The 19,933-nt window shown below is 50.7% G+C and carries 15 protein-coding genes and 4 pseudogenes; 3 read left to right on the top strand and 16 right to left on the bottom strand.

Annotated features, from left to right (window positions below; genetic code table 11):
• The 8 genes and pseudogenes from hrpA to HMPREF2959_RS10290 form a co-directional block, all read right to left on the bottom strand.
• Positions 1-4,207: two-partner secretion exoprotein HrpA (hrpA, locus tag HMPREF2959_RS10250; RefSeq protein ID WP_070696758.1), on the bottom strand; the 4,207-nt coding region annotated here is incomplete at its 3' end.
• A 92-nt stretch (positions 4,208-4,299) separates the two neighbouring features.
• The gene (gene hrpB, locus HMPREF2959_RS10255) at positions 4,300-6,042 is read right to left on the bottom strand and encodes a two-partner secretion system transporter HrpB (protein ID WP_002229851.1); all 1,743 of its coding nucleotides are present in this window, start codon (positions 6,040-6,042) and stop codon (positions 4,300-4,302) included.
• Positions 6,043-6,189: 147 nt separating this feature from the next.
• Positions 6,190-6,342: pseudogene (locus HMPREF2959_RS13355) on the bottom strand (cysteine peptidase family C39 domain-containing protein); the annotation flags it as partial.
• 1,028 nt (positions 6,343-7,370) lie between these two features.
• Positions 7,371-7,619 (bottom strand): annotated as a pseudogene (locus HMPREF2959_RS13580) (MFP transporter); the annotation flags it as partial.
• Positions 7,523-8,149 carry an HlyD family secretion protein gene (locus HMPREF2959_RS10275; RefSeq protein ID WP_002234634.1) on the bottom strand — a complete coding sequence of 209 codons (627 nt, stop codon included), beginning with the start codon at positions 8,147-8,149 and terminating at the stop codon, positions 7,523-7,525. The pseudogene HMPREF2959_RS13580 and the gene HMPREF2959_RS10275, both read right to left, overlap by 97 nt.
• Positions 8,150-8,209: 60 nt before the next feature.
• The gene (locus tag HMPREF2959_RS10280; protein ID WP_002234250.1) at positions 8,210-8,563 is read right to left on the bottom strand and encodes a hypothetical protein; all 354 of its coding nucleotides are present in this window, start codon (positions 8,561-8,563) and stop codon (positions 8,210-8,212) included.
• A complete protein-coding gene (locus tag HMPREF2959_RS13360; protein WP_002234251.1) occupies positions 8,556-8,783 on the bottom strand; it encodes a hypothetical protein in 228 nt (75 codons plus the stop codon). The genes HMPREF2959_RS10280 and HMPREF2959_RS13360 overlap by 8 nt, the downstream gene beginning before the upstream one ends.
• A gap of 8 nt (positions 8,784-8,791) precedes the next feature.
• On the bottom strand, positions 8,792-9,946 hold the full coding sequence (locus HMPREF2959_RS10290) for a cupin domain-containing protein (protein ID WP_002234252.1): 1,155 nt from the start codon (positions 9,944-9,946) through the stop codon (positions 8,792-8,794).
• Positions 9,947-10,199: 253 nt separating this feature from the next.
• Here HMPREF2959_RS10290 and HMPREF2959_RS10300 point away from each other — a divergent pair, with 253 nt between their 5' ends.
• Together HMPREF2959_RS10300 and argC are read left to right on the top strand one after the other, a co-directional pair.
• On the top strand, positions 10,200-10,481 hold the full coding sequence (locus HMPREF2959_RS10300; RefSeq protein ID WP_002221438.1) for a hypothetical protein: 282 nt from the start codon (positions 10,200-10,202) through the stop codon (positions 10,479-10,481).
• Positions 10,478-11,521, top strand: a complete 1,044-nt coding sequence (gene argC / locus HMPREF2959_RS10305; RefSeq protein ID WP_002230819.1) for an N-acetyl-gamma-glutamyl-phosphate reductase — start codon at positions 10,478-10,480, stop codon at positions 11,519-11,521. The genes HMPREF2959_RS10300 and argC overlap by 4 nt, the downstream gene beginning before the upstream one ends.
• A 150-nt stretch (positions 11,522-11,671) precedes the next feature.
• Here the strand turns inward: argC and HMPREF2959_RS13090 are convergent.
• From HMPREF2959_RS13090 to grxC, 5 genes and pseudogenes are all read right to left on the bottom strand, one after another.
• A pseudogene (locus HMPREF2959_RS13090) lies at positions 11,672-11,788 on the bottom strand (IS5/IS1182 family transposase); the annotation flags it as partial.
• Positions 11,789-11,841: 53 nt separating this feature from the next.
• Positions 11,842-12,069, bottom strand: a complete 228-nt coding sequence (locus tag HMPREF2959_RS12435) for a hypothetical protein (protein WP_124205533.1) — start codon at positions 12,067-12,069, stop codon at positions 11,842-11,844.
• Positions 12,066-14,108 carry an ATP-dependent DNA helicase RecG gene (gene recG / locus HMPREF2959_RS10310; RefSeq protein WP_083314177.1) on the bottom strand — a complete coding sequence of 681 codons (2,043 nt, stop codon included), beginning with the start codon at positions 14,106-14,108 and terminating at the stop codon, positions 12,066-12,068. The genes HMPREF2959_RS12435 and recG overlap by 4 nt, the downstream gene beginning before the upstream one ends.
• An 85-nt stretch (positions 14,109-14,193) precedes the next feature.
• Complete coding sequence (secB, locus tag HMPREF2959_RS10315; protein WP_002229859.1) at positions 14,194-14,637, bottom strand: protein-export chaperone SecB; 444 nt, start codon at positions 14,635-14,637, stop codon at positions 14,194-14,196.
• Positions 14,638-14,657: 20 nt separating this feature from the next.
• Complete coding sequence (gene grxC / locus HMPREF2959_RS10320) at positions 14,658-14,915, bottom strand: glutaredoxin 3 (RefSeq protein ID WP_070696760.1); 258 nt, start codon at positions 14,913-14,915, stop codon at positions 14,658-14,660.
• 213 nt (positions 14,916-15,128) lie between these two features.
• Here grxC and rng point away from each other — a divergent pair, with 213 nt between their 5' ends.
• Positions 15,129-16,622: a ribonuclease G gene (rng, locus tag HMPREF2959_RS10325; protein ID WP_002214463.1), complete on the top strand. Its 1,494-nt coding sequence runs from the start codon at positions 15,129-15,131 to the stop codon at positions 16,620-16,622.
• 34 nt (positions 16,623-16,656) lie between these two features.
• On the opposite strand, the gene HMPREF2959_RS10330 is transcribed toward rng, so the two are convergent.
• The 3 genes and pseudogenes from HMPREF2959_RS10330 to HMPREF2959_RS10340 all read right to left on the bottom strand — a co-directional run bounded on the left by HMPREF2959_RS10330 (position 16,657) and on the right by HMPREF2959_RS10340 (position 19,609).
• Positions 16,657-17,907: an ATP-binding protein gene (locus tag HMPREF2959_RS10330; protein ID WP_002236095.1), complete on the bottom strand. Its 1,251-nt coding sequence runs from the start codon at positions 17,905-17,907 to the stop codon at positions 16,657-16,659.
• Positions 17,903-18,078: pseudogene (locus tag HMPREF2959_RS10335) on the bottom strand (response regulator); the annotation flags it as partial. The pseudogene HMPREF2959_RS10335 and the gene HMPREF2959_RS10330, both read right to left, overlap by 5 nt.
• Before the next feature lie 217 nt (positions 18,079-18,295).
• On the bottom strand, positions 18,296-19,609 hold the full coding sequence (locus tag HMPREF2959_RS10340; protein ID WP_002222940.1) for a CitMHS family transporter: 1,314 nt from the start codon (positions 19,607-19,609) through the stop codon (positions 18,296-18,298).
• Positions 19,610-19,933: the final 324 nt, after the last annotated feature.

The following is a 19,933-nucleotide window of genomic DNA, read 5'->3' on the forward strand; positions in this document are numbered from 1 at the left end:
GCACCTGATTCCAGTTGATGTTTTTCGCTACTTGGAGCTGTTTCAGATAGGCATACTCGGGCTGTTTGGACAGCTTTTCGATTTCGGTTTTCAGATTGCCTTTCGGAATGTCGACGATATAGCCGCCGGGTGCGGACAATTTGGGCGGAGTAGGGCTTTCGAAGCTGGGCAGTTTTAGCGTTTCGATAGTGCTGCCGCGTCCGGCCTGTTTCTGCCATACGGTTGAGTTGGTTTCTAATTTTTCTTCCGACTGGATACGGTTCACAATGCCTTTGAGGATAATTTTCGCATCGACACGGGCTTTTTCGCCTACACCTGCCTGAATGTCGGCACCGGCCAGCGTGGTTTTGAATTCGGTACCTTCGAGCACGGTATCCCAGCCTGAACGGGTGGCTGCAGTTTGGGCGACGACGCGGACAGGCAATTTGGTTTCGTTCAGTTCGTTTTTACTGTAATTGCTCTTACCTACCTTGATGCCGATAAAGCGGCGGCTTTTTTGGACATCCAACTCGTGCTTGTGGATGCCTTCTTCTGCCAGCAGTTGCAGCTCTTCACCCGCAACCAGGGTAACTTTACCTGCAGGGGCATTGAAGCGGGTGGTATTAGCTTCGATGTTGCCGCCTGCCTGAAGCGTGATACCGTTGGCGGTCAGCTCGACGGGGGCTGGCATAATCAGGTGGTCGCGGGTGCTGGTAAACTTGGTTTTTCTGATGATTTTGCCGCTTTTACCTTTGGTTTTTAAGAAGGTATAGGCATCGTTTTGTCCAGCCTCCAGTACAATATCACTATGGGCTTTGATGTCTATGCTGCCTGAGGGAGCTTTGATTTCGGATGCACCGATAATAATACGTGCATCATCGAGTGCCGCAGCTGCATGAATACTTACCCCCGTACGTCCGGTCAAACGTGAAGGCTTGTTCAGAGCAGCTTTGTCGTAGTGACTCTTGTAGGTGGGCTTGCCAATTTCATATTGGTCGGTTATGCCGTCAATCAGAATAGCAGCCGCCTCTGAATCTGCTGCCTTTGGCAATACGCCTGCGGCGTGAAGGTTCAGTTTTTTGGAAGCGGTAATATCGGAACCGCTGATTTCGATGCCTTGTGCGGAAATCAAGTCAATATTTTGTGCAGAAAGCTTGGCTTGCAGGTATTCTTTGCCTTTGGGTTTTTTACCTTTAACTTCCTTGTTGATGGCTTGAATATAGAAAGCGAGACGGTCGCGTTCTTCTTGCAGGGTTGGAATCAGCTTGCTTTTAGGCGAGCTTTTTTTCAACTGCGCAATCTGCTGTTCCAATTCTTTGGATTTTTGGTTGAGTTCAGCCGCTTTTTGTGTAGGAAAATAATTGCTGAATGAGTTGTTTACGGCTTCGATATTCAACTTGCCTTTGGTGGTGGCGACAACCAAGTTTTTACCGGCTGTAATTTTAGAACCTCTTAAATCTGTTTCTCCTGTAACCAGACGGATATTGCCTTTTGCTTCCAATGAGGAAACTTGAGCACTAGGCGCACCTGCATTTCCTCCTTTTGCAGACAACAGCAATTTTCCGCCTGTTTTGATGCTCAGGTCGGTATGCGCACTGATGCGGTTGGCAGGTTCGATGGTTAATGTGCCGCTACCTGCTTCAATATTCAGCCGTCCGGCCAATGGTTTTAATTCGGCATTATCTTCCAAAGTCTTGGTCGAAACGGTACTCCAATTGATGTTGCCGCGCTTGACTAGGGCGGTACCGGCAGTAAGGTTGATTGCACCCGCTCTCAGCGTGGTGTTGTCGGCAATTTGGGAATAGCGCGCATTGAGTGCCAATACACCGTTAGCCACCAGCTTGTTGGCAGAAGGCAGTTTGTCGTTTTGCCAAATCTGGCTGCCGGTAATGCTTAGATGACGGTGTGCGTAGGCATCTACTTGGTTGAGCGTTACCCGCTCGTGTTGTGCATTAAGATGCGTATTATGGGTAGACTCCAGCTTGGTATTTTCTATGCTCAATGCCCGGTCGGAATGAATGTTCAATGCCCCGCTTTTGGCATGGACGTTAAGGTTTTTTAAGTCGGCATTACCACCGTTGTTTTTGATGCTGATGTGTTTTCCGTTGATTGAATTGCGTTGTTTTCCGTCACCAAGCTGAATACCGTTGCCGGCAACCAACGTAATATCTCCTGAAGATGAAGTGATATTGGTATTGTCTGCTTTCAGACGGCCTTTACCAACCGATCCTGCATTGACATCGGCCTTGGCTGTCAGGGTATTGTGACCGGTAAAGTCGGCATTACCGTTGGCCAATAAGGATACATGACCGTCTGCAGAAACAGCATGAAGGCCGTCTGAAACGATATTGCCCTGCAATGCGGTGGTTTCGAGAGCCTTGGCTGCGTTCAGCTTGGTATTGCGAAGCTGAATATTGCCTTTGGCTGCCTGAATGTGCAGATTACCCGAGTTGGTACGCAGATTGGTATTGGTAACATTCAGCGAGCCTGCCTCCACACCCATGTCTTTTGAGGCAGTGAGGGTTTTACTGGTGCCGGTAATATGGGCAGCGTTATCCGATTTCAAATGGATGCTGGCGGCAGACAAATCTTTATCAACATTCAAATTCAGATCTTTACCTGTATGAACATACAGATTGCCGGGAGTATTCAGATTGGTAGTTTTGGCAGTAATGTTATCGTCTGCCAGTAAAGCAAGCTGCTTGCCGCCCTTGATACTGCCTCCGTTTAAGCGGATATCGGAGGTAACTGTTGAAGCTTCCAAAGAAAGCGGTTTGCCTGCTTCGATGTGTGCGGTGTCTTTGGCATCTATTACGGCGGAACTGCTGATGGTGCCGTTGGATAATACGGTAACATCTGCCCCGGTAATGCGTGTGTTATTGCCTAATTCGGCGTTGCCTTTGCTGGAACTGTATACGGTAGTGCCAGTCTGAATACTGGCCTCCTTGATGACGGTACGGCCGCCGGTCGACAGATTGGTCGAACCTTTAGCATTGTTCACATTTGCTTTGCTTTCGATAACCAAATTACGGCCGGCATTTAATACCGTAGCAGCAGGGCGGTTGCCGTTGTTTTGAACGACCGCTCCGTTACGCAAACCGATGTCCTCCCCGGTATCAATAACCAATAAGCCTTTGCTCTCTATCCGGCCGCCATTGGAGATAAATGCGCCTGCTGCGCCTGTTTCGGTGGTTTCGATGGAGAGATAAGTCGGTGATGCTTCAGTGCTGTCGGCAGTGGTGGCGATGCGGCCGCTGTTTTCAATACGGCCGGAGGAAGTAACGATCAATTGCTTGGCCGCTTCGAGTGTGCCCGCATTTTTGACACCCACGCCTTTTTCATTGGCAATCAGGGTAATGCTGTCGGCGTACATACCACCCAATGCGGCAGTATCGAGGGCAACGGTCGGTTTCGTACCCGCTGCCGTACCTGCGCTGATTTCACCGCTGGCGTAATCTACTTTCTGTGCGCCGGTCGAAACCGCCAGGTTTTTACCCTGCAATTTCCCCTGCAAAGCAACCGCACGGGCAAGCACTTCGGTGTAATCGGCTCCGCCTTTGTCGTTCCAACCTGACGTACCGACGGTCAATGTGCCTTGGCGCACGTCAAATCCCGTCAAGGCACCGTCTTTGCCGATTTGAGGCGTACCGGTGGTTAAGATACCGCGGCCGACGTTTTTAAAGCCGCCGCCGTTCACGGTAATGCCGTTGGGGTTGGCGATAATCACATCGGCCTTTTGACCACCTACGGTAACGATGCCATTGAGTTTGCTGGCCGCACCGCGCACCTCGTTCAAAATCAACTGCGCACTGCCTTTGGCCAGAAACGGGTTGTTGTTGCGATCGTTGTTCAGTACAGCACCTTTAGCGTCGACATCAAACTGGGTATAGCGGTTGTGGCTCAATCCACGGGCATTAGGAGTTTGGATGTTGACCAACGGCGCACCGGTATTGGTTTTAAGAATAACGGCCTGCTGGTTTTTGGGCGCGGTTTTATCGGTAATGATTTGTGCGTGGGCAGGCAATACCATACTGACGGAAACCAAAGAGCAGACCAAGGTTTTAAGCGTGGTTTTGAGTTTACTGTAAAGGCCGTCTGAAATTTGTGGCGAAGCCGGAGCGGAAGTTCCTGCCTGTTTGCCTTTTCCCTGACTGTTGGCGGTTTCGGCAACTGCAACCATAGTGTTGTGCTTTTTGCTGAAAACGGTACGATGCAGACCTTTGTTCATATTTATCCCTTTAAATGATGTTTGTAATCGCTTCAGACGGCCTGTAAATGATGAAAGACTGTCTGAATGTCGGTAAAAAATGCAGGAGAGGGTTAGAAACTGTAATTCAAATTGAAGCCGTAAACGGTGTTGGCCGTCTGAAAACCTTCGGGCTTGTGCAGCGGCTTGCCGGCAAATAAGTCATAAGCAAATATACCGCCTACTTTATGGCTGCCTCTGAAGCCGGCCACTGCACCCGCCAGCCGCTTGCCCGAGGCATATTGGGCACTTTCGCCCGATACCCGACCATAGTCCGCGCCGAGATAGAATTGATGGCGCGGATGGAAATGCCAGCCCAAAGTGTTCTGCCAGTAGAAACCACGCTCTCCGGAAAGGCTCTGTTCACCGTCAAATCCTCGAACGGTGTAGCGGCTGCCGATAGACAACTTGTCTTGGGCAACCAAAGGCGTTTTGTTCCATTGTGCATGGATAGCGGTTTCGTAGGAAAACTGCTGTTTGCCCAACATAAACGGGGCCGCTGCATCCAATCCGGCGGTTATGATTTTCATACGGGATGTGCCTGGAATAGTACCGCCGCCGTTTTCTTCAGGTGCGGGCATACTTTGGCGCATACCGGTACCCCGTTTGTAAGATAACTTGCCGTCCAGTTGCCAGCGGTTGAGGTAAGCACGGTGGCGCAATTCGGCTTCCCAGCCTGCAGAGCGGCGGCGTTGCACTTCGATTTCGGCATCGTCGATGTATTTATAGGTTTGGCGTGTCCATAATTTCATTCCGACTGAAGTTTTATGAAACCTGTTACGCCAAAGCATGCGCTCGGCGGCCAGGCTGCTCTGATATTGTTTGCCGTTGTAATCGTAATTGACGGAATAGCCTTCGGTTGCTTCGTGGTAACGATGTCCATTGTGATTAAAAGAAAACAGCCATTTTTTTACGGGCACCGAATAATGCACGCTGTAACTTCTGGATCCGCTTGCAGTTTCCGTACCGGTGGCATCAGTCAAGTCCGTTTTGTGCGCCAAACCGCGTCCATATGAAACATAAAACAAATCGCTTAAGCCCAAAGGGTTATCGAACGATAAAGCGACATTTCCTTGATATTTGCCGGTCGTTTTGCCGCCCGCATCATCTATACCGATACTGAACCGTATGGGTTTATTCTGCTGCCATTTGATCTGTAAATCGCTTTTGCCTTCTTCTTCGGACGGTATAATCTGAATATCTGTTTTAACACTCGACAAACGACGCAGGTTTTCCAAGCCCTGCTCTACATCGCGAAGATTGAGAATTTTGTTCCTATATAAGGGAAATTTGTTATTGAATGCACTAATACTGCCCTCGGCAGACTTCCCATCCCGTTTTTCTTCATAGCGGATATCCCCTATTTCGCCTGCTGATACCCGTAATTTCAGAATTCCCGAATCCATATTCTGTGGTTGGATAATAGCTTGGGAAGTGAGGTAGCCACGCACAATCAGTATCTGTTGCGCGGCTTTTTGTAGCCTGCTCAAATTATTGGAACCTAAACACATCCCAGTTTTAAAAGCTGTTTCTTTCATGAGCACAGAAGGAAGAAAAGAAAATTTGCGCGCCGTCTTATCATCTAAACTAATGTAATTTACCCGAGTACACGGTGTTTCATCTTCACTCAGGACATAATTGTTCTTCTCCAATGGTTGCTCGAAACGGACATTTGCATCAGTTAACAATTCAGCATCTATGTGCTGCTGACGCTGCATGGAACGGATAAGTTCTGCATCGTTTTCATCGGCAGCTAAGGTTTTAAGGGGTATGACAGCCAGGATAACCAACAGACATGGAGCAGGAAAAAATTTCATGACATCAATATTATTTTAGCAATATTTACTATTTTGTCATAAATTTAAAAGTATTTACAGTTATAGAATGAGACCTTTGCAAAATTCCCCAAAATTCCCACCAAGACATTTAGGGGATTTTGGGGAATTTTGCAAAGGTCTCGGACAGTATTTTGAACGCAGTGCGCGTAAATCCGTATGGAAACCATGAAATCCCGCCACAGCCGCCAGACATGCCAAGCCGCATTCTGATATTTCTGTTTGCAGGATAACAGGCAGCTTTTTCTTTAAGCCCAAAGACAGGTTTTGCAGATGGGGCATAGATTTCCTTTTTGAAAAATAGGGATTAGGAAGTTGGATGTATTTTAGAAAGGCCGCCTGAAAAGGTTTCAGACGACCTTTTGCGACTAGCTGCTATTTTATTTAAAGCTTTTCTCTAACAAACGAGCTAATATTTTTCCTGTAATAAAACAGATAAAAAACAGCATCCAATACGTCAGATTGGAAAAATCGGTCGTATAGAGAATCAACATATAAAGAAGCAGCATGATGCCGAGTGCGATGAATTGATAATGTTTGGCAAACATCATGACCTCCTCAACTATTAAGGCAAACCGCCTGAATATTCTCGTTCAATCGTTTCGGCAATTTCCCTATAACGTCGATACCATGACCAGTCGAAATTTTCAATGGCATGGCTCGCAAACGTACCAAATTCAGGCATCCCTATGCGGCTACCTGCTAAAGCTCCGATTGTAGCTCCCCAACCAGGCGGATTACTGAACGTATTGTTTGGCAATCCTAAAGATTTATCAGGATTTCCCGTATCGTTAAGCCCTGCAGATTCGCAAATTTCGCAATAATATGAGCTTTGTTACGCATTACCTGAGCCTCCGACCCAAGTCATTTCATGAACACATATAGTGGATTAAATTTAAATCAGGACAAGGCGACGAAGCCGCAGACAGTACAGATAGTACGGCAAGGCGAGGCAACGCTGTACTGGTTTAAATTTAATCCACTATAAAACTCTCATTTTGAAACTCCTTGTATCGTTAATCAAACAATCAAAAGGGCAGATGCCCTATCCTTGCTTTTACAAACGGAGACCTTTGCAAAAATAGTCTGTTAACGAAATTTGACGCATAAAAATGCGCCAAAAAATTTTCAATTGCCTAAAACCTTCCTAATATTGAGCAAAAAGTAGGAAAAATCAGAAAAGTTTTGCATTTTGAAAATGAGATTGAGCATAAAATTTTAGTAACCTATGTTATTGCAAAGGTCTCATATTGTCTTCTGGTCGTCTGAAAAGGTTTCAGACAACTTCTTTATCTTTACAGCCTCAAGTCTTACAGTTTGCCCGACATACTATAAATCAGCTCCAATACCCATTCGTACAATCGCCGTTTCTCGTGTAGGATGTCTGCTTCCAACGTCATGCCGATTTGCAGCGGTTTTTCCTCACCGTATGCAGTGATGGTTGGTTTGTCGGGTTTTATTTTCACGAGATAAACAGGTTCGTTGCTCTTCGCCAAATCGGAGGATACCATGCCCAATCCCGACAATTCCTGTCTGCCCAGTGCCGTTTTTGCCACTGATCTTCCGCAAGTCTAATGCGCCTTTTCTGACCGTCTATCTGTTGCAAAATATGGAGTTTCTGGTTTTCCAAACGTTCGACAGTTGCTTTAAGGCTGCGCGTTTCATTCTCGTGTATCAGCTTCAGACGACCCAGTTCCTGTTCTGCCAACGTTTTCTTCAAAACTGCCTCCGTTTTCAACTGCTGCTGCACGCTACCTCCTGCGCCGAAACGTGAGGTCGAAAGCGCAAATAGCTTGTCGCCAGCCTTAACCTTTTCTCCATCTTCCACGAATTTCGCTGTAATTGTCCCCGTATCCGGTGCATACACCCTGATTACGCCCGATGCAGGTAAAATTTGTCCCTCCACTGTTGTCTTTCGCGTATAGTTACCAAATATCAAAAACAGGATAATCAATAACGCAGATATCGATGCAAATGTCGTCCATAGGGAAAATGACAACGGTCGTGTCAGAATCACTTTACCCGTCAGGCTGGTTTGGCGGGCAACGGCGACTTCGGGACGGAAGAAGGGTTGCTTGGGTCTATTCATAAAATTAAAGTTAAGAAAGTTTCAGACGACCCCTAGAGATTGTCTGGACGATGAGAAATATCAGCAGTAATCTGTACCGTCAGTGTAGCCGTTTCCTGATTTATCTGCTTTTGTTGCGGGAGCAGTTAATCCATGTTCAATCTCAAAGATTGGTCTTCCGTTATAAGGAGGTGCATTAACGGCATCATTTACCCAATTACGAGTCACATTGTATACACCATTTGCACCAGCAGCACCGTAAGCATTTTTCGGCAGATAATAAACTGCCGCTGCGGCAGCAGGTATTGCAACCAAATCCCCCCATGTGGGACCTCCTTTGGTTGTGGCAGCATTAGCTACATTTCCAGCTATATTGTCTGTTACAGGACCTCCCCCTGAAACCAGCTTCAATTCATGAAGTTGAAGTTCAATCATTTTTATACTCCTTTTCTTGGTTGGTATTCCTAAAAATTCGGCTAACAAAAACATATGGCAGATATATTGAAAAAAAATTCAAAGTACCCTGAATAAAATTCAAATTCCAACTATATTTGTTAATGTAGTCGAGAAGAAACATATCTGATAAAAAATATAGCACTTGATAACAAGCTATTACTAATATTACGAAAAATGTAAATTGCTTCCAGTTTTTCATAGAATCCCTCACAAAATTTCCAGAAAATCTAACTCTATCAACTGATAAATCAACTTCCTAACTTCTTCATATTTTCCCTGATTGAAGTTAACCAGTAGATTTTTCAACAATAACGGTTCATTCTTACCGATGTGTTCTAACACTTTTTTCCCCAACTCATCTACGCTTATCTTCATCCCATTCCCAATCAAATATCCCTTTTCCAACGTATCCAAATTATTGGCATTTAATCTCAACCTGACGTCGTCTGAAAGCGGAGTAGCGTTGGGATTCGCGAACTGTTCGAGATGAAAAGCGGTATCGGTACGTTCTTTGCCGAGAAAGTCTTCACTGAAGGCTTCATAATTGACGGGGTCGGCAATCATGGCAGCAATTTGTGTGGCAGTATCGTTGATACGCGTCCTATCTTGCTCCCAGTCTGAGAAACTGTGGCGCAGACTTTCTATGGTGGGAAATTTCTTCATTAGCCACTCGAGGTAATTATAGCCGTTTGGTGGGAAGGTACCGACAGCGAAGTGGAAGGTTTCACAGCCGAGCGGGATAGGTCTGTGCCACCAACCGCGTGGGATGTAGAGGACATCACCTGCTTCAAGGATAATATCCATATCGATATGTTCAGGAATGGAAATATCAGTATCTTTAGTCTGTTGCATATACAATGGCATAGGGAAATCAGGGGCAGTAAGTTGCCAACGTTTCTTGCCGAAAAGCTGGATGGCATACACATCGCGGGGGTCCCAATGGTTTTTATAAGATTCGTCGCTGCCAAAAGCAAGATATCCACTAACAATAGTATGTGCGCCGGCAAAGCGGGCGACTTGACGGGCGATATGGTCTGAAAACGGCTCGTTGTTAATATGGTTATAGACTAACGACGCACCATTCTTCATATGTTCGTAGATAACGGATTTAATAAAACGGTAGCGAGTTTTGCCCAAATCGTCGAAACTTTCGACGTATTCTTCTTTAGGAACGATTGCGCCTTTTTTACGCAGATGAAACAGCGGTGCGGTTGGGTCTGCTCGTTGGTATATCTCGTTGATATCTTTCCAAGATGCGGATTCGAGATTCCGAACCGCTCCTTTAAAGAGCTTGGGCTTTTGATACAGATAAGTCTGTCGGAACGTTTTAGGACTAATGCCGAAGTCGAGATGGATGCTCATTACTTCCCCTTACTCAGAAAATATTTAAAATTTATAATGTTACATATATTTACAAATATTAAAGTTTTTTTTGTGTGTGCGTCAAGGAATTGTTGACAATTTTAGTTAAAAATTTGTCTCCAAACGGAAAAAAGCGGTTTGTTTTTTGTTGTTAACATTTTTATTGTAATTAAATAAAAGGTCGTCTGAAAACGGTTTTCAGACGACCTTTTGCTATAATCGGGCTTCATCGCCCCGTTCGGTTTGGAACCTTATGAAAACCCTCGTCCTCCTCCTGCTTTCCTTCTCCACGACCACCGCTTTCGCCGCATACGGTTTGGGTTTGGGGCAGGCACCGAAATATCCTGCCGGCTTTCGCGCCTACGGTTATGTTTATTCCGGACGGCAGGGCTGGGTTTTAAAAACAGAGGCGGATGCCATTAAATTAGACACGCTTTTCAAACGCTTTGTGTACCGTCCTTCCGCCGCCAATCAAAACCCCGTCGGACAGCGTTCGGACGGCATACCCGCCAACCACACAAAGGAAAAACCATGAGTAAAAAAATCAAAGTCGGCATTGTCGGCGCGACGGGCTACACCGGCGTGGAACTGCTGCGCCTGCTTGCCGCCCATCCCGATGTCGAAGTCGCCGCCGTAACCAGCCGCAGCGAAGCGGGAACCGCAGTTGCCGATTACTTTCCGAGTTTGCGCGGCGTGTACGGCCTCGCCTTCCAAACGCCCGACGAGGCAGGTTTGGAACAATGCGACATCGTCTTCTTCGCCACGCCCAACGGCATCGCCATGAAAGACGCGCCGCGCCTGATTGAACAGGGCGTGCGCGTCATCGACCTTTCCGCCGACTTCCGCATATGGGACATTCCGACCTGGGAACACTGGTACGGCATGACCCACGCCGCCCCCGGCCTCGTTTCCCAAGCCGTGTACGGATTGAGCGAACTCAACCGCGAAGCCGTCGCACAGGCGCGCCTCGTCGCCAACCCCGGCTGCTACCCGACCTGCGTATCCCTGCCGCTCGTGCCGCTGTTGCGGCAATGCCGTCTGAAGCCCGGTATGCCGCTGATTGCCGACTGCAAATCCGGCGTGTCCGGCGCGGGCAGGAAAGGCAATGTCGGTTCGCTGTTGTGCGAAGTCGGCGACAACTTCAAAGCCTACGGCATAGCTGGACACCGCCACCTGCCCGAAATCAGGCAGACCATCGCCGGGCTTCAGGACGGCATCGCCGAAGGATTCGTGTTCACGCCGCACCTCGCGCCGATGATACGCGGTATGCACGCCACCGTTTACCTCCACCTTTCAGACGGCATCTGCCCCGAAACCATCCTGCGCGACTATTACCGCGACAGCCTGTTCGTGGACATCCTGCCCGCCGGTTCGACACCCGAAACCCGCAGCGTGCGCGGCGCAAACCTCTGCCGCATCAGCATCCAACAGGCGGCGCAATCCGATGTGTGGGTCGTCCTTTCCGTCATCGACAACCTCGTCAAAGGCGCGGCGGGTCAGGCGGTGCAAAATATGAACATCATGTTCGGACTGAAGGAAACACACGGCTTGGGCGCAATCCCCCTGCTCCCCTGAAGCGCAAACGGCAAACCGCAGGCATCGTGCCTGCGGTTTTTTGATGCCGTCTGAAAGCGACGGTTTTTTTGGGTTCGGACGGCTTTTGGCTCATTATTCCGCGAAAACAAAAATCTAAAATACCGTCATTCCCGCAAAAGCGGGAATCTATAGTGGATTAAATTTAAACCAGTACAGCGTTGCCTCGCCTTGCCGTACTATCTGTACTGTCTGCGGCTTCGTCGCCTTGTCCTGATTTAAATTTAATCCACTATAGTTTATCCGGCTTCAGCGATTTCCGACACATTTCCACACGCTTCAATTTCGTCATTTCTCCGGTTTCAGTCATTGCCGATAACACCGTGGTTTTTCATTTCTAGATTCCCGCCTGCGCGGGAATGACGGCGGAGGGCTTGCCGTTTTCCCGATAAGTCTCTGCGGCTTCCCATTGCCGGATTTCCGCCCACTTGGGAATAACGAGATTTAAAATCATGAAAATGTGTCAAAAATAATGCAAAATCAGATTCCGTTGCACTTTTTTCCAATATTTCCGGCGACATTTCGCTCACACGCCCAAATAACCTTCCCTGCCGGAAAGCCATCGTGCCAAATGCGCTTCGACGATTTCGGGGTTTTGTTCAATCAGCATCGGGGCGGTTTCGCGCGCTTGTTCCAAGAGGTGCAGGTCTTCTTCGAGCTTGGCGAAACGCAGCATAGGCACGCCGCTTTGGCGCGCGCCGAGAAATTCGCCGGGGCCGCGGATGTTGAGGTCTTGGCGGGCGATTTCAAAGCCGTCGGTGTGTTCGTAGATGACTTTCAGCCGCGCTTTGGCGAGTTCGCCCAAGGGTTCGGCAAACAGGAGGACGCACACGCTTTCCGCCGCGCCGCGCCCTACCCGTCCGCGTAATTGGTGAAGCTGCGCCAAGCCCATGCGCTCGGCGTGTTCGATGACCATCAGGGCGGCATTGGGCACATCTACGCCGACTTCGATGACGGTGGTGGCGACCAAGACGTTCAGCCCCCCCGAAGAAAACCGCGCCATCACTTCGGCCTTTTCGGCGGCCTTCATGCGCCCGTGTACCAGTCCGATATTGAGTTCGGGCAATGCCGTCTGAAGCCGGGCGAGGGTTTCGGCGGCGGTTTGCAGTTGCAGGGTTTCGCTTTCTTCAATCAATGGGCAGACCCAATACGCCTGCCGCCCTTTTCGGCAAGTGCCGAGGACGAAGCCTTCGACTTCGGCGCGGCGGACGTTGTTGACGAGGCGCGTTTTAATCGGTGTGCGCCCGGGCGGCAATTCGTCGATGACGGACACGTCCAAATCGGCGAAAAAACTCATCGCAAGCGTGCGCGGGATGGGCGTGGCGGACATCATCAGCTGATGGACTTCGCGCCCTTTGTTTTTGAGGGCGAGGCGTTGGGCAACGCCGAAACGGTGCTGTTCGTCCACAATGGTCAAGCCCAAATTGTGAAACGCCACGCCGTCTGAAAACAGGGCGTGCGTGCCGACGGCGATTTTGACGCTGCCGTCAGCGAGTTTGGCTTTGGCTTCGTCTTTGGCTTTTTTACGCAAACTGCCAAAAAGGCGGACAACTTCAATGCCCAAAGGTTCGAGCCATTGTTTAAATTTAATAAAATGCTGTTCGGCAAGGATTTCAGTGGGCGCCATTACAGCCACCTGCGCACCGGATTCGATAGCCGTCAAAGCAGACAAAGCAGCCACAATGGTTTTGCCGCTGCCGACATCGCCCTGCAGCAGGCGGTGCATCGGGTAGGTTTGCGCCATATCGCGGCAGATTTCGGAAACAACTTTTTCTTGCGCATCGGTCAGGGCAAACGGCAGGGCTTGGCGCAGGGCTTGGGTCAATGTGCCGTCGCCGCCCAATGCCGCCGCCGTGCCGCCGATACGCTTCTGTCGCGCCAAGCGCATCGAAAGCTGTTGCGCCAAAAGTTCATCGAATTTGAGCCGTTGCCATGCAGGCAGCGTGCCGTCTGAAAGCTGATGAATCGTGAAACTCGGCGGCGGCGAATGCAAAAGACGCAGGCTTTCGGCGAGGTGTGGCAGCTTCAGACGGCACAGCAGGGCATCGGGCAGCGTGTCGTGCAGCGGCGTAACGTCCAACGCCGTCTGAATAATACGGCGCAAAGTGGGCTGGTTCAAACCGTTTACGGTCGGGTAAACCGGCGTGAGGCTTTCCGCCAAACCGCCGCCCTCGGCATCGCGGATTTTGGGATGAATCATCTCGTCGCCGTAAAAGCCGTGTTTGATTTCGCCCACGGCGCGGATGCGCTTACCGACCGCCGTCTGTTTCTGATGGCTGGCGTAAAAGTGGATGAAGCGCAGAAAAAGGACGCTGCCGGAACCGTCGGCGATTTGGACAATCAACTGCTTGCGCGGTTTGAACGTTACTTCCTGATGGATAACCTCGCCCTCGACCTGGCACGGCACGCCAATCGGCGCGTCCTTAATCGGCATGATGTGCGTCTCATCCTCGTAACGCAACGGCAGGTGCAACACCAAATCCCCTGCGGTATGGAGGTTGAGTTTTTCGAGCTTCTTGGCGGAAACATCGGTGATTTTGAGCTGTTTTCGGGTTTCGGGCGACATCATAGGCAGATTCCTTTGGACGCGCCTATTTTATCCGAAAACAAAAATGCCGTCTGAAACGGATTCAGACGGCATCGGCAGGCAGGAATCAAGCCCCGGCGGCTTCGGCTTCCTGCTGTTGTTGGTAAATCGCCTCAAAATTAATCGGCGCGAGCAGGACGGGCGGGAAGCCGGCGCGCGTTACCGTACTGGAAACGGCTTCGCGCGCGTAAGGGAAGAGGATGTTCGGACACGCCACGCCCAACAGCAGCTGCACATCTTCTTCGGGGATGTTTTCCAAACGGAAAATGCCGCTTTGGGTTACTTCGTTCAAAAACATCGTGCGCTCGTTATCCAGCTTGGCGGTAACGGTTACGGTAACGTCCACGTTGTAGTAGCCGTCTTCCAGCTTTTGGCTGCCGGTGGAAACGCGCATATCCACTTCAGGCTCGCCCTGTTCCAAAAAGATTTGCGGCGCGTGCGGCACTTCCAAAGACAAGTCTTTGACATACAGTCGCTCGATGCTGAATACGGGTTGCAGTTCTTCGCTCATTTTGTTTTCCTAGTTGGGGGTTAAGGGTTCAGCAGTCCGTCCAGCCTGCCTTCCTGCTGGAGGCGGTAGAGGTCGGTAAATCCGCCGACGTGCGTTTCGCCGATGAAAATCTGCGGCACGCTGCGCTGTCCCGAAAGCTGCTGCATTTCGGCAAAGGCTTCGGGGCTTGCATCGACACGGATTTCGTCGATATGTCCGACACCTGCCGCGTGCAGCAGCCTTTTCGCCATCGCGCAGTAGGGACAAAACGGACCTGTGTACATGGTAACGGTCTGCATATTGGGTTTCCGAAAGTTTTGCAATGATAATCAATATAGGGGCATTTCCCCTGTTTGGCAAGTGCGGAACAGATGCACGTTCAAACGGCATGTGCGGAATGTGTCAAAGTTTCTTTTTTAAAGTATGATAGGCATTGTGAAAAATATTTTTGCACCCGCGCTGCGCGGCGGAACGGGTGCAAAAATATTTTTATTACATTTTCAGGAAAAACCATGTTGTCAGGACTCCCCATCCCCAAAGACATCGCGCGCCCGCCCGAAACGATATTGGTCAACATCACGCCGCAGGAAACGCGCGTAGCGGTGTTGGAGGAAAACAATATCTGCGAGCTGCACATCGAGCGCAACAGCGAACACAGCCTGGTCGGCAATATCTATCTGGGCGTGGTGCGCCGCGTGCTGCCCGGGATGCAGAGCGCGTTTATCGACATCGGCTTGGAACGCGCGGCGTTTTTACACATCGTCGATGTCCTCGAACAACGCCGCAACCCCGAAGAAACCCAGCGCATCGAACATATGCTGTTTGAAGGGCAGTCTGTTTTGGTGCAGGTCATCAAAGACCCGATCAACACCAAAGGCGCGCGGCTTTCCACCCAAATCTCGCTGGCGGGGCGTTTCCTCGTCCATCTTCCGCAAGAAGACCACATCGGCGTGTCCCAACGCATCGAAGACGATGCCGAACGCAGCAGCCTGCGCGAACGCCTCGACAAGCTCCTGCCGGAAAATGCCTGCCGGGGCTACATCATCCGCACCAACGCCGAAAACGCCACCGACGAACAGCTCCAGTCCGACATCGACTACCTGACCAAAGTGTGGGAACACATCCAAGAACAGGCGAAAATCCGGCCGCCGGAAACCCTGCTTTATCAGGATTTGCCCTTGAGTTTGCGCGTATTGCGCGATATGGTCGGCTGCGACACGCAAAAAATCCTCGTCGATTCCACCGTAAACCACGGGCGCATGACGCGTTTTGCCGAACAATACGTCCACGGCGCATTGGGCAGGATAGAATTGTTCAAAGGCGAACGCCCGCTGTTTGAAACCCACAACGTCGAACAGGAAATCAGCCGCGCCCTGCAACCGCGCGTCAACCTCAACTTCGGCAGCTACCTGATTATCGAATCCACCGAAGCCATGACCACGATAGACGTGAACACCGGCGGCTTCGTCGGCGCACGCAACTTCGACGAAACCATCTTCCGCACCAACCTCGAAGCCTGCCACACCATCGCCCGCGAATTGAGGCTACGCAACCTCGGCGGCATCATCATCATCGACTTCATCGATATGGCGCAGGAAAGCCACCGCGAAGCCGTGTTGCAGGAGCTTGCCAAAGCCCTCGCCTTCGACCGTACCCGCGTTACCCTGCACGGTTTTACCAGCCTGGGGCTGGTCGAGCTGACGCGCAAACGCTCGCGCGAAAACTTAAACCAAGTCCTCTGCGAACCCTGCCCTTCCTGCCAAGGCAGAGGCCGTCTGAAAACGCCGCAAACCGTGTGCTACGAAATCCAGCGCGAAATCGTCCGCGAAGCGCGCCGTTACGATGCCGAAAGTTTCCGCATCCTCGCCGCCCCCAACGTCATCGATTTGTTTTTGGACGAAGAATCGCAATCCTTGGCAATGCTGATAGATTTCATCGGCAAACCGATTTCTCTGGCGGTCGAAACCGCTTACACGCAGGAACAATACGATATTGTGCTGATGTAAAAAATGCCGTCTGAAGCCTTCAGACGGCATCTGTCTATTTCAGGGTTTCCTTGTCCAACAAGGCGCGTATCAGCAGACCGTGTCCGAACCTGCGGCTGTCGGTCAGTTCCAAATATCCGCCGTATTTTTTGGCTAGCGTGTCGGCAATCGACAGCCCCAGCCCCGTCCCCTGCTGCTCCGTTCCCAAAATACGGTAAAACGGATCGAGGACGCGGACGCGTTCGGATTCCGGAATGCCGTTCCCGTTATCTTCCACCCACACGGCAAGATATTTCCCTTCGTCTGTGAAACCCAAATCTATCCTGCCTTCGGACGGGGTATAACGTATTGCGTTATCAACAAACGTTTTAACCAAGGTATAGATTTCAGTTTCATCGGCAAATATTTCGACATCACCTCCGACCGCCACACCAATGTCCTGACGTTTTTCCAAGGCAAGCGGCATCAGTTCCTGCAACACTTGGCGGAAACGGCTTTGCAGACCGAATGTCGTTTTCGCCAAAGGGGTTTCGTCCGACTGCGAACGCGCCAGTGCCAAAAGCTGCTCGAGCAGGTGTTTGTTGCGCCGTATGCTTTGCTGCAAAACGGCAGACTGCCGCGCCGCATCGGGTGGCAGAGACATATTGTTGAGCCGTTCCGCCTGAAGGGAAAGGGCTGTCATCGGCGTACGCAATTCGTGTGCCGCGTCGGCGACAAACCGCTGACGGTGGCGGATGTCTTCATCCGCACGTTTCAAAAGCAAGTTGATGGCGGTTACGAACCCTCTGATTTCACTGGGAATATTGTCCACACTCAAGGCAGACAGGTCATTGATTCGGCGTTGTTCGAGACTTTGCGACAATTTGCGGACGGGGCGCATGGCTTTGTGCGTAATCCACACGGTCAGCAGTATCATCAGCGGCAGTGCCGCCAGCAGGGGCAACACGCTTTGCCGTGCCGCATCCGCCGCCAAATCTTCACGGTATTCGTTTTCCTGCATGACGGCAATCCGTCCCTGTTCGGTCGTGCGGATATAGACGCGGTAATAATCGTCGTCCCCGTCCGCCTGAAGCGTGTGCAGACCGTCCGCCAGATGCGCAGGCAGGCTGACAACAGGGTCTTCCTGCTGCGGCATCTGCACGAAAATGCGCGTATCGCCGTCGCCCTCGGGCAAAGTTTCGGGTTTGGAATCGGGTGCGACGTACAATGCCGCCTGACGGAGCAGGTCGTCCTGCAACGCTTCCGTTTCGTGGAAGGTTTCGTAGTAGGAAAACATACCTGCAAGCATTGCCAGCGGAACAAACATCCAAACCGTCCCGCCCCAGCAAACCCAAATCCAGCAGCATCAAGTCATAAGGCTGGGCAGCGGCAGCCGCGCGCCGTTTTTGACCCAATCCACCGCATAGCCGCCGTCTTTCAAACTTGCCGACACCGCCTCCGCAATCATCGCATCGTCTTCCACCAGCAAAACACGCATCAACTTTCCCTTCAAAATAAACCGTGCCTATTCTAACACCCCAAAATTAGCCGCAATTTAGCGGCCTTTACGCTTGCCGGTATTTTTCAAAACTGCGGCACAAAAAACCGCGCCGGCAACTGCCTTCAGACGGCATTGGGGCGCGATTGCAACACACGGGCAGGCAGAGCCTGCGACAGACCACAGGAACGATTCAGGCTTCAGACGGCTTCGCCGTTTACGGCAGAGGCACGATTCCTGCCGCTATCGAACTGGCCAATATCGCCAGCGACAAACCCCACGCCCAAAAAAACGAATAACGGATGTGTTTGCCCATCGACAATTTCGCCAAACCCAAGCCCATCCACAAAGCCGGCGAAAGCGGCGTAACAAAAGTGCCGACGATACTGCCGATCAACATCGCATAACCTGCTGCTTCGGGCGCCACGCCCGCCTGCGAGGTAATCTGCTCCACAATCGGAAACAGTCCGAAATAATAAGCGTCCGTACTCAAAACCAACTCAAGCGGAATGCCCAACACACCGATGGCAATATGCAGATAAGGCAGCAGCGCGTCCGGCAGGATATGCACAATGTCTTTGGAAATCGCGTCCAACATCCCCGCACCCTTCAAAATCCCCAAAAACGTACCTGCCGCCAAAATAATGGACGCCATCATCACCGCGCCGCCGGCGTGGGCATAAATCCGCTCCATCTGTTCCTGCGGGCTGCGGTAATTCAAAAGCAACGCCGCCGTTGCAGCCAGCATAAATACATAACCCGGCGGGAAGATGCCCGAAAAAAGCAGGCTCATCGCCGCCAAAAACAGCAGGACATTCCACCAAAACAGTTTCGGACGCGCCAATTTTTGTTCTTCTTCCGACAAAGGCACCGGCTTTATCAAATCCGCCACGGCGGGCAACGCGCCCAACTCCCGGACAATCCGCCTTTTTTCACGCACACCCAAAAGCAGGGATAGCGCAAGGATAAACACCACACCGATAATTTGCACCGTCAACAAAGGTTTATACAATTCGCCCACATCTGCGCCCAACACGCTTGCAACCCGCCCGGTCGGCCCGCCCCACGGCAGAAGGTTAATCAATCCCGCACTGGAAGTCAGCAGCAAAAACAGCAGGTAAGGATTCATATGCAGACGCTTGTAAAGCGGCAAAAGGGCGGGGACGACCAATAAAAACGTCGTCGCACCCGCCCCGTCCAACTGCGCCACCACCGACACCAAGACCGTCCCCACACTCACTGCCACGATATTACCCCGAGTCAGCTTAATCAAACCGCCTATCATCGGACGAAACAGCCCCACATCGTTCATGATTCCAAAAAACAAAATGGAAAACATAAACATAATCACAATCTGCATCACCGATTTGGTGCCGCCCGAATAAAATTCTTTTAATTGGGATACATCAAACCCCGCCAGCAACGCCCCAAACAGCGGCACCAAGATTAATGCGATGATGGGCGACACTTTTTCCGTCAGCAGCAACCATACGATGACCCCGATAATCAGCAGTCCGATAAACGTCAGCATCATTTCTCCTTTATTTTATTTTAAACAGAAAACCGACCGTGCAGGCAAAACCGCCCACAGACGCGGGATAAGCCCTGCATTCTACTTTTTTATTTTGAAACAAGTCAATCGGTCATTTCCTCCCATTCACGCCTGCCGCCATTCCTGCATCCGTCCGTCATTTCACGGCGGCAACCGATACGGAACAACCGGCAAATCGGTATCGGGACGGCGCGGGGGCATTCATCCCGGTGCGCCGATTCAAACGAAACCGCCCCTATCATTGCGGAGCGCGGGGCGTGCCGTACACGCGGGATTTTATAGTGGATTAACAAAAATCAGGAC

This window comes from Neisseria sp. HMSC070F02 (genome assembly GCF_001814225.1).
Lineage (GTDB): Bacteria > Pseudomonadota > Gammaproteobacteria > Burkholderiales > Neisseriaceae > Neisseria > Neisseria meningitidis.